General features: G+C 69.8%; 13 protein-coding genes. 7 read left to right on the top strand and 6 right to left on the bottom strand.

The window, feature by feature from the left end:
* Positions 1-18 precede the first annotated feature (18 nt).
* From arc to prcA, 7 genes are all read left to right on the top strand, one after another.
* Complete coding sequence (gene arc, locus LADH09A_RS19460) at positions 19-1,803, top strand: proteasome ATPase (RefSeq protein ID WP_238646891.1); 1,785 nt, start codon at positions 19-21, stop codon at positions 1,801-1,803.
* Between the two features lie 173 nt (positions 1,804-1,976).
* Positions 1,977-3,944: a hypothetical protein gene (locus tag LADH09A_RS19455; RefSeq protein WP_238646890.1), complete on the top strand. Its 1,968-nt coding sequence runs from the start codon at positions 1,977-1,979 to the stop codon at positions 3,942-3,944.
* Positions 3,945-4,054: 110 nt separating this feature from the next.
* Complete coding sequence (dop, locus tag LADH09A_RS19450; RefSeq protein WP_372492313.1) at positions 4,055-5,572, top strand: depupylase/deamidase Dop; 1,518 nt, start codon at positions 4,055-4,057, stop codon at positions 5,570-5,572.
* Between the two features lie 104 nt (positions 5,573-5,676).
* On the top strand, positions 5,677-5,892 hold the full coding sequence (locus LADH09A_RS19445; protein WP_088948111.1) for a ubiquitin-like protein Pup: 216 nt from the start codon (positions 5,677-5,679) through the stop codon (positions 5,890-5,892).
* Between the two features lie 262 nt (positions 5,893-6,154).
* Positions 6,155-6,601, top strand: coding sequence for an endonuclease VII domain-containing protein (locus tag LADH09A_RS19440; RefSeq protein WP_308194624.1), 447 nt, complete (start codon positions 6,155-6,157; stop codon positions 6,599-6,601).
* On the top strand, positions 6,520-7,359 hold the full coding sequence (gene prcB / locus LADH09A_RS19435; protein WP_238646888.1) for a proteasome subunit beta: 840 nt from the start codon (positions 6,520-6,522) through the stop codon (positions 7,357-7,359). The genes LADH09A_RS19440 and prcB overlap by 82 nt, the downstream gene beginning before the upstream one ends.
* Before the next feature lie 61 nt (positions 7,360-7,420).
* On the top strand, positions 7,421-8,251 hold the full coding sequence (gene prcA, locus LADH09A_RS19430; RefSeq protein ID WP_238646887.1) for a proteasome subunit alpha: 831 nt from the start codon (positions 7,421-7,423) through the stop codon (positions 8,249-8,251).
* Between the two features lie 94 nt (positions 8,252-8,345).
* Here the strand turns inward: prcA and LADH09A_RS19425 are convergent, their stop codons facing one another.
* The 6 genes from LADH09A_RS19425 to rfbB are packed head-to-tail and all read right to left on the bottom strand — an operon-like array spanning position 8,346 to position 13,625.
* Complete coding sequence (locus LADH09A_RS19425) at positions 8,346-9,371, bottom strand: glycosyltransferase family 2 protein (protein WP_238646886.1); 1,026 nt, start codon at positions 9,369-9,371, stop codon at positions 8,346-8,348.
* Positions 9,372-9,373: 2 nt separating this feature from the next.
* The gene (locus LADH09A_RS19420) at positions 9,374-10,681 is read right to left on the bottom strand and encodes a lipopolysaccharide biosynthesis protein (RefSeq protein WP_238646885.1); all 1,308 of its coding nucleotides are present in this window, start codon (positions 10,679-10,681) and stop codon (positions 9,374-9,376) included.
* Positions 10,678-11,379: a glycosyltransferase family 2 protein gene (locus LADH09A_RS19415; protein ID WP_238646884.1), complete on the bottom strand. Its 702-nt coding sequence runs from the start codon at positions 11,377-11,379 to the stop codon at positions 10,678-10,680. Before LADH09A_RS19415 ends, LADH09A_RS19420 begins: the two co-directional genes overlap by 4 nt.
* Positions 11,372-11,743 carry a DUF2304 domain-containing protein gene (locus LADH09A_RS19410; RefSeq protein WP_238646883.1) on the bottom strand — a complete coding sequence of 124 codons (372 nt, stop codon included), beginning with the start codon at positions 11,741-11,743 and terminating at the stop codon, positions 11,372-11,374. The genes LADH09A_RS19415 and LADH09A_RS19410 overlap by 8 nt, the downstream gene beginning before the upstream one ends.
* Complete coding sequence (gene rfbD / locus LADH09A_RS19405) at positions 11,740-12,627, bottom strand: dTDP-4-dehydrorhamnose reductase (RefSeq protein WP_238646882.1); 888 nt, start codon at positions 12,625-12,627, stop codon at positions 11,740-11,742. The genes LADH09A_RS19410 and rfbD overlap by 4 nt, the downstream gene beginning before the upstream one ends.
* Entirely contained in the window at positions 12,624-13,625 is a 1,002-nt protein-coding gene (gene rfbB, locus LADH09A_RS19400) for a dTDP-glucose 4,6-dehydratase (protein ID WP_238646881.1), read from the bottom strand. The genes rfbD and rfbB overlap by 4 nt, the downstream gene beginning before the upstream one ends.
* Between the last annotated feature and the right edge of the window lie 34 nt (positions 13,626-13,659).

Genomic DNA, 13,659 nt, shown 5'->3' with positions numbered 1-13,659 from the left:
CCCCCGGGGAGGTGGGACGTGGCAGCACGCAGCGACGACGCGGACTCGCGCGCCGCACGGTGGGAGAAGGAAGCCCACGATCTCTCCACGCAGGTCGCGTTCCTTCAGGAGGAACTCGCTCTGGTGCGGCGTAAGTTGACCGAAAGCCCCCGACACGTCCGGCAGCTCGAAGAGCGGCTGGCGGCCACCCAGGCACAGTTGGCGCGGCTGACCGAGAACAACGACCGGCTGGTGAGCACCCTCAAGGAAGCTCGCACGCAGATCGTGACGCTCAAGGAGGAGATCGACCGGCTCGCGCAACCGCCGAGCGGGTATGGCGTCTTCCTGGCCGGGCACGAGGACGGCTCGGTGGACGTCTTCACCGGTGGCCGCAAACTACGGGTCGCGGTCTCACCCTCCCTCGAGGTGGGTGACCTGCGCCGTGGCCAGGAGGTCCTGCTCAACGACGCGCTCAACATCGTCGACGCGTTCGGCTACGAGCGGGTCGGCGAAGTGGTGATGCTCAAGGAGATCCTGGAGGGGCCGAACGGCGGGCCGGGCGACCGGGCGCTGGTGGTCTCCCACTCCGACGAGGAGCGCATCGTGCACCTCGCCGAGACGCTCATCGGCTCGGCGATCCGGGCCGGCGACTCGCTCATGATCGAGCCCCGCTCGGCCTACGCGTACGAGCGGATCCCGAAGAGCGAGGTCGAGGAGCTGGTCCTGGAGGAGGTGCCCGACGTCGACTACGGCGACATCGGTGGCCTCCAGTCGCAGATCGAGCAGATCCGCGACGCGGTGGAGCTTCCCTTCCTGCACGCGGACCTGTTCCGTGAGCACCAGCTCCGCCCGCCCAAGGGCATCCTGCTCTACGGCCCGCCCGGCTGTGGCAAGACGCTCATCGCCAAGGCGGTGGCCAACTCGCTGGCCAAGAAGATCGCCGAACGGCAGGGCAAGGAGAAGCACACCAGCTTCTTCCTCAACATCAAGGGCCCCGAGCTGCTCAACAAGTACGTCGGCGAGACCGAGCGGCACATCCGGCTGATCTTCCAGCGGGCACGGGAGAAGGCCGGCGAGGGCACGCCGGTGATCGTGTTCTTCGACGAGATGGACTCGATCTTCCGGACCCGCGGCTCCGGCGTCTCCTCCGACGTGGAGAACACCATCGTCCCGCAGCTGCTCAGCGAGATCGACGGCGTGGAGGGCCTGGAGAACGTCATCGTCATCGGCGCCTCCAACCGGGAAGACATGATCGACCCGGCGATCCTGCGCCCCGGTCGGCTCGACGTGAAGATCAAGATCGAGCGACCGGACGCCGAAGCGGCCAAGGACATCTTCTCCAAGTACATCCTGTCCGGGCTGCCCCTGCACCCGGACGACCTGGCCGAGCACGGGGCCGACGCCCAGGCCACGGTCGCGGCCATGATCGACGCCGTGGTGCTGCGGATGTACTCCGAAACCGAGGAGAACCGCTTCCTCGAGGTCACCTACGCCAACGGTGACAAGGAAGTCCTCTACTTCAAGGACTTCAACTCCGGCGCGATGATCCAGAACATCGTCGACCGGAGCAAGAAGATGGCCATCAAGGAGTTCCTCACCTCCGGTCGCAAGGGGCTGCGCCTGCAGCACCTGCTCGACGCCTGCGTCGACGAGTTCCGCGAGAACGAGGACCTCCCCAACACCACCAACCCCGACGACTGGGCCCGCATCTCCGGCAAGAAGGGCGAACGGATCGTCTACATCCGTACGCTCGTCTCCGGAGGCAAGGGCGCCGAGGCCGGTCGGTCGATCGAGACCGCCAGCAACACCGGTCAATACCTCTGACCGCCAGCGGCGGCACCGGACTCCCCGGTGCCGCCGCTGCGCGCCTCGGGTCCTCCCGCGAGTCGGCCGACGGGCACAACGACCGCGCTGAGCTGGGCTAGACTGCGGCGATTTCGCTGACCTACCTAACGAGGACTCGCGTGCGTGCCCAGGCCACCTTGGAGATGCCAGGAGTGCCGGAAGGCACCGACAGCCGAGTCGTCGCACCCCCACCGGCACGCCCACGCCCCGGGGCCGGTGTGCTGCTGGCCATCCTGCTGGCCTGCTGGCTCGTGCCGCTCGCCGCGAACGCGATCCACGCCGCGTGGCTGCTGCCCCCACTGATCCTGCTCGGCACCGCCAGTCTGCTGCGCTCCGGCCGCAGCCTGCTCGACCGGCTGGTCCTCGCCCTCGCCCTGCTGGCCGGCCTCACCTGCGCCGCCGGCCTGCTCTTCACCGTCTGGCCCTGGGGCCTGCACCCGGTCCCGGTCACCGGCCTCACGCTGACCGTCCTGGCCCTGGCCGCCGTGCTCTCCCGACGCGCGCCCCGCCTGCCCCGCGCCCGGTGGTCCGACCTGGTCTCGCTGGCCGCCGCGGCACTCGCCGCCGGCTACCTCGCCACCCCCTACCTGCGGGCCAGCGGCTTCGGCCAACGACTCAACCTCGCCATGATCGGCGAGGACAACGCCCGCCACCCCGCACTGTTCGACGAGATCGGACGCCTCGGCGGCTACCTCTTCATCGACCCCGACACCGCCCGGCAGCACATCTTCTCCGGCCTGGTGCACTACCCGCAGGGCTGGCACTTCACCACCGCCCTGCTCGACGGCTTCCAGAGCCCCGGCGACGTGCCCGCCGGGCCCGCCCTGCTGAACCACTACCTCTTCTGGTCCCTCGCCACCTTCGCGATGCTCGTCCTCGTGCTGGTCTGGGCCGCCCACCACATCGCCGGCCCCCTGCACCCGCTGCGCCGACTGGTCCTCATCACCGCCGTGACCGCGCTGATCCTCGGCACCGAGCTGCCCCGGCTGCTCGTCGCCGGCTACCCCAGCGAGACGTTCGGGCTCAGCCTCGCGGCCATCCTCGTCGCCCTCGTCGCCCGCCCCCTGCACCGGCTTCGCGAACAACTCATCCTCGTCGGCGCCCTCCTGATCGGCATCGGCTTCAGCTACTACCTCTTCCTCCTGCCGACCGGCGCGATGGTCCTCTGCTGGCTGATCGCCGACCGTCGGCGGTTGCGCGCCCGCCCCGGCACCGTCGCGATCGTCGCGGTCCTCACCGGCATACTCGCCCCGCTGATCGCCGTCATCGGCGTGCTCGTCGCCGGCCAGAGCGAGGCGCTCGCTGCCCCCGGCGGCGCACCGCTGTCCGAGACCTACAACACCGTCGTCGGGCTCGGCGCACTCGTCGTCGCCGCCGTGCTCGTCCGCACCAACCTCGACGAAACCACCTGGCGGCGCTACCTCGGCGTCCTCGCCGTGGCCCTGCTCTTCTCCGCCAGCATGGCCGCCATCAACCTCGTCAACGGCGACCCACCCGCCTACTACTTCGGCAAGAGCGCCCACCTGCTCATCCTCGCGCTCATCATGGGCACCGCCGCCCTCGCCCGGCTGCTGCCGGTGCCCGCCCAGAACACCGACGCCGAACCGCGACGCCGCCCGATCGCCGCCGCCCTGCCCACCGTCGCCACCGCCACCCTCATGACACTCGCGGTTCTCGCCGGCACCGGCCTGCTCGGCCTCACCGGCGGCTTCTTCCACCGCAGCGCCAGCAACACCACCTGGACCCAGGACTGGGTCAACCGCGACCGGTCGGCCATCAGCCGCTCAGCGGCGGTCACCGCCGCAGCCGCTCGCGCGTACCCGGCAATCCCCGGCACCGTCACGCTCGTCGTCGACGGCAAGGGTGAGCAGAGCTACCGGGAGTCGGTCTTCCTCTCCGCCATCCAGAGCACCACCGCGCAGACCGAACCCGGCATCTACTTCTCCGTCTTCCAGGAGCCCGCCCGCACCGAGGAGGTCCTGCGTCGGACCCCCCGCCCACTGCGGCTCATCATCGCCAGCCCAGCCGCCCAGCAGGGCGTCGACGAGATCCTCGCGGCGAACCCGTCCCTGCGGGAGGGCCTGACCGTCGTGCCGCTCAAACCCGCCACGGCACGGTAGCCGCGCCGCGCCGACCCGCAGGGCCGCGCGGTAGGCCACGACGCAGACTAGTCTCGATGGTGTGAGCGGCGGGCACGCCGGCTCCAGGGGCGAGCGAAGCGAGTGGTCGCATGACGGTACGTCGGATCATGGGCACCGAAGTCGAGTACGGCATCTCCGTGCCCGGACAGGCCGGAGCCAACCCGATGGTCACCTCATCACAGGTGGTCAACGCCTACGGGGCCCGTCCAGAGCTCAACCGGGGCGGGCGAGCCCGCTGGGACTACGAGGAAGAGTCGCCGCTGCGCGACGCCCGCGGCTTCACCTACTCCGGCGCGGCCTACGATCCGGCCGAGGCACTGGCCGACGAAGACCTCGGCCTCGCCAACGTGATACTCACCAACGGCGCACGCCTCTACGTCGACCACGCCCACCCCGAATACTCCACCCCGGAGGTCACCACCCCCCGCGACATCGTGCGCTGGGACAAGGCCGGCGAGCGGGTGATGGCCGAGGCGTCCCGCCGCGCCGCCACCATCCCGGGCACCCAGCCGATCCACCTCTACAAGAACAACACCGACAACAAGGGCGCCAGCTACGGCGCGCACGAAAACTACCTGATGCGCCGGCAGACGCCGTTCGCCGACATCGTGTCGTACCTGACGCCGTTCTTCGTCACCCGCCAGATCGTCTGCGGCGCCGGCCGCGTCGGCATCGGCCAGGACGGCGGGCAGAGCGGCTTCCAGATCTCCCAGCGCGCCGACTTCTTCGAGGTCGAGGTCGGCCTGGAGACCACGCTCAAGCGACCGATCATCAACACCCGCGACGAGCCGCACTCCGACGCCGACAAATACCGCCGGCTGCACGTCATCATCGGTGACGCCAACCTCTCCGAGATCTCCACCTACCTCAAGGTCGGCACCACCGCGCTGATCCTCACCATGATCGAGGAGAAGGCGCTCGGGGCCGACCTCGGCATCGCCGACCCGGTCAGCGAGCTGCGCGCGGTCAGCCACGACCCCGGCCTGTCGCACCTCATGCGACTGCGCGACGGTCGCCGGCTCACCGCCCTGGACCTGCAGTGGGCGTACCTGGAGCGGGTCCGGTCCTTTGTCGACGACCGGTACGGCACCGACGCCGACGAGCAGACCGTCGACGTGCTCGACCGCTGGGAGAGCGTCCTGGACCGGCTGGGCCGTGACCCGATGCTCTGCGTCGACGAGTTGGACTGGGTGGCCAAGCTGCGACTGCTCGAGGGTTACCGGGAGCGGGAGAATCTCGGCTGGGGCTCGCACAAGCTGCAACTGGTCGACCTGCAGTATTCCGACGTCCGACCGGAGAAGGGCCTCTACCACCGGCTGGTCAGCCGGGGGGCGATGAAGACGTTGCTCACCGACGACGAGACGCGCACCGCGATGACCGAGCCGCCGGAGGACACCCGGGCCTACTTCCGTGGTCGCTGCCTCGCCCAGTACGCATCCGAGGTCGTCGCCGCGAGCTGGGACTCGGTGATCTTCGACGTGGGCCGGGAGTCACTGGTCCGGGTGCCGATGATGGAGCCGGAGCGGGGCACTCGCGCGCACGTCGGGGCACTGTTCGACCGTTGTGCCAGCGCCAAGGACCTGCTGGAGACGTTGACCGGGGGCTGAACGCGTGTCCGGATGCCCGTCGTGTGCCGCAAGCCGGCGCGCGGCGGGCTTTTCGTCGCCCCCGCGAGGTAAGTTCATCGCAGACGATCGTGGAGGAGGCAGCAGTGGCCACTCATGACAGCGGCGGCCAGTCGCAGTCCGGCAAGTCCCGTCAGGGCGAGGAAATCGAGGACGTCACCACCGAGGCCAACCCCGAGGTGGCCGAGCGGCACGCCGAGATCACCGAGGATGTCGACGATCTCCTCGACGAGATCGACTCCGTCCTGGAAGAAAACGCAGAAGAGTTCGTGAGAGGCTACGTGCAAAAAGGGGGTGAGTGAGCATATAGGGTTAAATCGGACATGCCTAGAGCGGGCGATGATCGTGACGGACTCCGTCGCTGCCGGGATTGCAGCGAATGGAAGGGGCTCGATCAGTTCTGCGCGAGCTCCAAGAGGCCGGATGGACGGGGAAGTTACTGCAAACCCTGCTTCAACGAGCGGTCCAAGGCTAGTTACGCGCGTCGGGTGAAGGCAAAGTTCGACCGCGGGGTGCGCGTAGGTCGCATCGTGCCCGAGGGCCACAGGTTCTGTTCGGCCTGCGATGCGGTCAAGCCGTTCGATGCCTTCCCCCGTAACCGGGCGGACACCTCCGGTTATGCCACCTACTGCAAGCCCTGCCACAACGCCAGGACCAAAGAGACGAAAGAGCGGCTGTACGGGGGCAACCGCGAGTACCACCTGCGGCGGCCGGTACGGCGTGGGAGAGAAGGAGTTTCAGGAGCTCCTGGCCGAGCAGGGCGGGGTGTGCGCGATCTGTGGCGGCGCGGATCCCCAACATCTGGACCACGATCATCGCACCGGATGGGTGCGCGGGATACTCTGCTTCAACTGCAACGGTGGTCTTGGCCAGTTCCGTGACAGTCCCATGAGGCTGGCCAGGGCGATCACGTACCTGAGAGGAACCACGTGGCAGCGGGCTTTGATCCATCCGGGCGTCTACCAGATGTGTTCACCAACGCGGGGACGTCCTCCTTCACGACGTTCCTGAGTCGGGTGGCCCCCGAGATGCTGCCCGGTCGGCGGCCGCTGCCGCCGGGCATGGCAGCCGACCTGGCGCCGCACGCGACCACCATCGTGGCCATCGCGGCCGCCGAGGGTGTGGTGATGGCGGGCGACCGACGGGCCACCATGGGCAACCTGATCGCCCAGCGCGACATCGAGAAGGTGCATCCGGCCGACGCGTACTCGCTGGTCGGCATCGCGGGCACCGCGGGCATCGGCATCGAGCTGATGCGACTGTTCCAGGTGGAGCTGGAGCACTACGAGAAGATCGAGGGCGCGATGCTCTCGCTGGACGGCAAGGCCAACCGGTTGGCGTCCATGATCCGTGGCAACCTGGGCGCGGCCATGCAGGGCCTGGCCGTGGTGCCGTTGTTCGCCGGCTTCGACCTGGCCGCCGCGGACCCGGCGAGGGCTGGTCGGATCTTCAGCTTCGATGTGACCGGCGGTCCGTACGAGGAGACCGGCTACGACGCGATCGGCTCCGGTTCGCTGTTCGCGAAGTCGGCGTTGAAGAAGCGTTTCCGGGCTGGTCTGTCGGTCGACGACGCCACCCGGCTCGCGGTCGAGGCGCTCTACGACGCGGCCGACGACGACACCGCGACCGGCGGGCCGGACCTGACCCGGCGGATCTATCCGGTGGTGATGACCGCTACCGCCGAGGGCACCCGCCGGCTGACCGACGCCGAGACGGCGGCTATCGCCGAGGGTGTGGTCGCCGGTCGGATGGAGAACCCGGGCGGTTGAGCCCTGTCCACCCCCACCAGTCAGCAGTCGTCAGCACAGCGCCGTAAGGAGAACCGCCGCCGTGGCCATGCAGTTCTACGCCTCGCCCGAACAGATCATGCGCGACCGCTCCGAGCTGGCCCGCAAGGGCATCGCTCGGGGTCGCAGCGCCGTGGTCCTCAGCTACGCCGGCGGGGTGCTCTTCGTCGCGGAGAACCTCTCCAGTGCCCTGCACAAGGTCAGCGAGATCTACGACCGGATCGGCTTCGCCGCGGTCGGCCGGTACAACGAGTTCGAGAATCTGCGCCGGGCCGGTGTGCGGATGGCCGACCTGAACGGTCTGAGCTACGACCGGCGTGACGTCACCGGCCGGGCCCTGGCCAACGCGTTCGCGCAGACTCTCGGCGCGATCTTCACGGAGCAGTCGAAGCCGTTCGAGGTGGAGATCTGCGTGGCGGAGGTCGGTGCCACCGCGGACGATGACGAGTTGTACCGGTTGACGTACGACGGCTCGGTCAACGACGAGCCGGGGCGGATGGCCATGGGTGGTCAGGCCGAGGCGATCACCGGTGTGTTGAAGTCGCAGCACCGGGCGGACATGTCTCTCGGCGAGGCGGCCCGGGTGGCGGTGCAGGCGTTGAGCACGGTCGGTGGTGAGGGCGGTGCCGCCCGCACGATCGCCGCCAACCAGCTCGAGGTGGCGGTGCTGGACCGTCACCGGGTTGGGCGTACGTTCCGTCGGATCACCGGTGCGGCACTGACCGCGCTGCTGGACGGCGATGTGTCTGACGCCGAGCAGCCGGCGGAGGCGGGTGGCCCCGACACGCCGGCACAGCCGACCACGGAGGCGCACAAGCCGACGACGTCGGCGGGTTCGGCTGACCTGGAGGACAAGCCGGCGGACGGCAAGTAACGAGCAGTTGAGGTGGCGGGCGGTCGAGGAAACTCGGCCGCCCGCCATGTCATGTGTGGCGGAGGCAGGCCGTCGGTGGTGAAGCCAGGCCCGTTCAGCTGCGCTTGAGCAGTGGTTTGGCGAGGGTCCAGTAGGTCCCGGCCAGCATGTTGAAGACGCCCAGCCCGGGGGCGGTGACGTCGGTGAGGGGTAGCCGACCGGTCATCAGCTCGGCGATGACGCCGTCAGGCACCAGGCGTTCGGCCTGGAGTTGGCGGCGGCGGCTGCGCAGCCAGCCCCGGTGCTGCCACAGCCACCGCCAGCCGCGGATCTTGTGTCGGGCCCAGCCGTCGGCCAGCGCGGTGGTGAGCATCGCGGCTTCGGTGAGCAGCAGCGCGGGGGCGAGCACCACGAGGGTGCGGGCCTGGTACGTGGTGAACAGGGTGACCAGCCGGTTGCGTTCGACCAGGTAGAGCTTGAGCGCGTTGCGGGAGAACTCGTAGTGGTGGCGGACCACGGCGTCCGGCACGTACTCCAGGCGCAGGCCGCGTTGGCGCAGCCGCAGGCTCAGCTCGGTGTCCTCGTGGTAGGCGAAGTATTCGGGGGCGAAGCCGTCGAGTTCGCGCCAGAGGTGTCGGTCGATGACGAAGCAGCAGCCGCTGAGTGAGGGTACGGAGCGACGGTGGGCGTGGGCGGTGGCGGGTTCGCCGTTGCCGCCGGCCCAGGAGAGGCCGGCGAAGTGCAGGGGGTTGCCGGCGGTGTTGATCAGGTCGGGTCGGTCGGCGAGGCGGATGGACGCCATGGCGGCGCCCACGCCGTCCTCGGCGGCCACGGCGGTGGTCTTGGCGAGGGCGTCGGCCGCGACGATCGCGTCGGAGTTGACGAAGGCGAGCCAGTCTCCGGTTGCCTCGGCGGCCCCGACGGCGCAGCCGCCGGAGTAGCCGGTGTTGTGCTCGAGGCTCAACACCCGTACCCCGGGGAGGTTCTTGACGGCGTCGATGCCGTCGCCGGTGCAGCCGTTGTCGACGACGATCAGCTCGACCGTGATGTCGGTGCTGGCGAGGACGGCGCGGGCGGCGTCGACCAGGTACGGCTCGGGGCCGTAGGCCAGCATGACCACGGTGATCCGAGGTGTTGCCATGATCAGATCCCTCCGCTTACTCCAGGCGTGACAGCCTCGAGGGGAGGGGTGTGGGTGGGCGTCGAGGGGGAGGTGCGCTTGCGGAGCAGAACGGCCATGGTGGCGGCGACCACGACGGAGCCGATGGCGTAGCCGAGCTCCACGCGCAGCGCGGTGGACACCGGGGAGAGCGTGGCGACGACGAGGGCTGCCACGCCGACGGCCCAGGCGAGGGCCTGTGCCCGGTGTCGGTCGAGTGCCAGCAGCGCCTGACCGAGGACCATCGCCCACAGGTAGGCGAGGGTGGCGACGGCGAGCCAGGCGAAGTCGCCGTGGCCGAGGACGCCGGGCGCGTCGAAGAGGGTCTGCACCAGCCAAGGGCCGAGGAGTACGGCACCGACGGCGCCGGTGAGGCCGAGCGCGGTGACGACGCCGAGTGCCCGGCGCAGCAGGCTGTGGAAGCCGGCGAGGTCACCGGTGGTGGCCGTGGTGGCGAGACCGGGCAGCAGTGATGCCTGCAACGACGCGAAGACGAACAGCGGGATCCGGACGAGCACCAGCGCGGAGAGCAGTGCGCCGGCGGTCTCCACGTCGGATGGGTCCAGCACCTTGACGTTGATCACGCCGATGTTGACCACGACCTGGGCGAGCAGGCTGGAGACGGTGAGCAGGCCGAGGCCGCGCAGCAGGGGTGCCCAGGCCATGGGCACGCCGCCGCCGATGGCCCGTAGCACCGGAGGCGCGGTCAGGACGACGCCGACGACCGGTGCGACGACCAGCACCGCGCCGTACCAGACGGGGTTGGTCACGCCGGTGAGGCCGAGCACCGCGACGAGCACGATGCGCAGGCCGCCGTCGATGCCGAGCTGGGTGCCGTACCAGGGGAACAGTTGCAGGCCGGAGAGGACGCCGCGGGTGGTGTGCGCGATGGCGAGCCCGGCCAGCGCGCCGATCAGGACGGTGACCATGGTGCCGTCGCCGGCGAAGAGCCGGTCGGCCAGCAGCCCTCGCGCGGCGATGATCAGCGCGACCATGGCGGCGAGCAGGCCGGCGGCCAGGGCCGCCCCCCGGGCCAGGACCGGCCCGGGGGACAGGCCCTGGCTGTGCCGGGCGGCGACGAGTCGGGCAACCTCCTGCTCCACCGGCATGAACAGGCCGATGCCGAGGGTGAAGACGATCGACCAGAGCACCGAGAGGGACGAGTAGTCCGCCTTGGTGAGGCTGTGACCGGCGACGGCCAGGTGGACGTAGGAGGCCAACCCCAGCAGGGCCAGGCCGGCGCCGACGGCGACGGTGCCCGGGGGGACCAGACTCAGAAGCCTGCGGATCACCGGCGAATGAGCGCCAACGTGAGGACGGCGAAGGCGCGGCCGAGGTAGATCATGGCCTTGGCGGGGGAGTGGCTGGGGGTGCCCGCCATCCGCTTGCGCATGGCCACCGGCACCTGACGGATCTTGTAGCCGCGTCGGGCGGTGTGCACCAGTGTCTCCACGGTGTCACCCAGGTACTCCACCGGGTACCAGGTGGCGAACATGTCGATCACCCGGCGGTTGGCGGCCCGGAACCCGGAGGTCGTGTCGGTGAGCTTGGTGTGGGCGACGCGGGACAGCACACCGGAGAGCATGACCATCGCCCAGCGGCGGGGGCCGCGGACGTTGTAGTCGCCCTCACCGGCGAACCGGGCGCCGATCACCAGGTCGGTCTCGTCGAGCTGGTCGACGAGCTTCGGCACGTACCGGGGGTCGTGCTGGCCGTCCGCGTCGATCTGGATCGCGACGTCGTAGTCGTGGTCGCGGGCGTAGCGGTAGCCGCACCGCATGGCGCCGCCGACGCCGAGGTTGTACGGCAGTTTGGCCACGCGGGCGCCGGCCGCGGCGGCGACGGCCGCGGTGCGGTCGGTGGAGCCGTCGTCGACGACGAGCACGTCGACGCCGGGCAGTTCGCCGCGGACCTCGTGGACCACCTCGGCGATCGAGCCGGACTCGTTGAGCGCCGGGATGATGATCAGGACCCGCTTGCCGTTAACCATCGTGGGACACCAGTTCGTCTCGGGCCGCCCGGTCCGCGTCGATCTGCGCGCGGAGCAGGGCGAAGTCTTCTGCCAGGGTGCGGGTCTCTTCTTCCAGGTGGCTGACCTCCCAGCTGAGGTGCACGCAGACCAGCAGCAGGAAGACGATGCCCAGGAAGAGCACCAGGCTCACACCGGAGGCGACGCCGAGCAGTTCGGCGACGTTGTCGAGCAGTCGGGGGAAGAGCGAGAGGGGGATGACGATCACCAGAACACCGAGCCAGAGCATGCCGTACTTCTCGCGGAGCTGCCGGCGGCGCAGCAGTTCGACGATCGTGGCCAGCAATATCAGGCCGGTCAAGCCGGTGACGAGGGTGAGCTTCATGCGACCTTCCACGGAGCGGGCGGAGCGGGGGAGTCGAACGCGTCGACGAGGGTGGCGTGCCAGTCCGGGAGCGACGGCAGGCCCGCAGCCGCCCAGCGGCTGTGTGCTAGCACACTGTACGCCGGGCGGGGAGCAGGACGAGGATACCGGTCGCTGGTGGTCGGTCGAATCCGCTCCGGGTCCAGACCGGTCAACGTGAACACCGCGCGGGCCAGCCCGTACCAGGTCGTCTGGCCGGTGCAGGTGCTGTGGTAGACGCCGGGTGCGGCCCGACCGTCCAGAGCGCTGTCGGCGAGGGCGGCGAGCTGCTCGGCGAGCCGGTAGGACCAGGTGGGCTGGCCGTGCTGGTCGTCGACCACGTCGATGTGTTCCCGCTGTTCGGCGAGCTGGAGCATGGTGGCCACGAAGTTCGGCCCGTGCGCGCCGTACAGCCAGGCGGTGCGGACCACGTACCCGGTGTGGGGCAGCAGTCGGGCGACGGCCTGCTCGCCGACCAGCTTGCTGCGACCGTAGGCGTTGACCGGCGCGGTGGGCGCGTCCTCCGGGTAGGGGGTTCGCGCGTCACCGGCGAGCACGTAGTCGGTGGAGACCTGGATCAGCCGGGCGCCGGTGGCGGCGCAAGCTGATGCGAGGTTCGCCACGGCGGTGCCGTTGACGGCGGTGGCCGCCGCCTCGTCGGCTTCGGCGCCGTCGACGTTGGTCCACGCCGCCGTGTTGATCACGATCTCGTCGTCCCCGACAGCGGCGCGGACGGCGGCGGGATCGGTGACGTCCAGGTCGGCTCGGGTGGCCGCGGTCACCTTCAGGTCGGGCCGGGCGTGCAGCACGGTGACCAGGTCCCGACCGAGCATCCCGCCAGCGCCGGTGACGAGTAGTCGGGTCATGCGGTGGGTGTCTTCTTCAGGGGTTCCCACCAGGAGCGGTTGTCGCGGTACCAGGCGACGGTGTCGGCGAGCCCCTGGTCGAGGGTGATGCTGGGGGTGTAGCCGAGCTCCTCGCTGATCTTGGTGATGTCGAGGGAGTAGCGCCGGTCGTGGCCCTTGCGGTCGGTGACCGGGACGACCCGGTCCCAGCCGACGCCGCAGGCGTCGAGGAGGAGGCCGGTGAGCTCCTTGTTGGTCAGCTCGGTGCCGCCGCCGATGTTGTAGACCTCACCGGCGCGGCCCTTCTGCTGGACGAGCGCGATGCCCCGGCAGTGGTCGTGCACGTGCAGCCAGTCTCGGATGTTGCCGCCGTCGCCGTAGAGCGGAACGGTGCCGCCGTCGAGCAGGTTGCTGACGAACAGCGGGATGACCTTCTCCGGGAACTGGTACGGCCCGTAGTTGTTGGAGCAGCGGGTGACCACGACGTCCATGCCGTGGGTGCGGTGGTACGCCAGGGCGAGCAGGTCCGAGCCGGCCTTCGAGGCCGAGTACGGGGAGTTCGGCTCCAGCGGCCAGGTCTCCGTCCACGAGCCCTCGTCGATCGACCCGTAGACCTCGTCGGTGGAGACGTGCACGAAACGACCGGTGCCGTGGCGCAGCGCGGCGTCCAGCAGCGTCTGGGTGCCCAGCACGTTGGTGGTGACGAACGGCGCCGCGCCCGCGATCGACCGGTCGACGTGCGACTCGGCGGCGAAGTGCACGATGACGTCGTGGTCGGCGACCACCTCGTCGACCGCGGTCGGGTCGCAGATGTCGCCCTGCACGAAGCGCAGCCGGGGGTCGTCGCGCACGGGCGCGAGGTTGGCCAGGTTGCCCGAGTAGGTGAGCTTGTCGAACACGGTCACGACCGCCGGATCGAGCGCCGGCACGCCGTCGGCACTGCCGAGGGGCTTGCCCAGCAGTAGGCGAACGTACTCCGACCCGATGAATCCGGCTCCGCCGGTGACGAGGATCCTCACGGGTCCGAAACTATACGATGGCCGGCGGGGAACA

Source organism: Micromonospora cabrerizensis (assembly GCF_022230955.1).
Classification (GTDB): Bacteria; Actinomycetota; Actinomycetes; order Mycobacteriales; family Micromonosporaceae; genus Micromonospora; species Micromonospora cabrerizensis.
This window is presented reverse-complemented; position numbering and strand designations above follow the sequence as displayed.

Bases quoted from the DNA above. Each gene is read 5' to 3' on its own strand.
- dop (WP_372492313.1), top strand. From the start codon at position 4,055: ATGACGGTACGTCGGATCATGGGCACCGAAGTCGAGTACGGCATCTCC.
- LADH09A_RS19440 (WP_308194624.1), top strand. From the start codon at position 6,155: ATGCGGTCAAGCCGTTCGATGCCTTCCCCCGTAACCGGGCGGACACCT.
- LADH09A_RS19425 (WP_238646886.1), bottom strand. From the start codon at position 9,371: ATGGCAACACCTCGGATCACCGTGGTCATGCTGGCCTACGGCCCCGAG.
- LADH09A_RS19415 (WP_238646884.1), bottom strand. From the start codon at position 11,379: ATGGTTAACGGCAAGCGGGTCCTGATCATCATCCCGGCGCTCAACGAG.
- LADH09A_RS19410 (WP_238646883.1), bottom strand. From the start codon at position 11,743: ATGAAGCTCACCCTCGTCACCGGCTTGACCGGCCTGATATTGCTGGCC.
- rfbD (WP_238646882.1), bottom strand. From the start codon at position 12,627: ATGACCCGACTACTCGTCACCGGCGCTGGCGGGATGCTCGGTCGGGAC.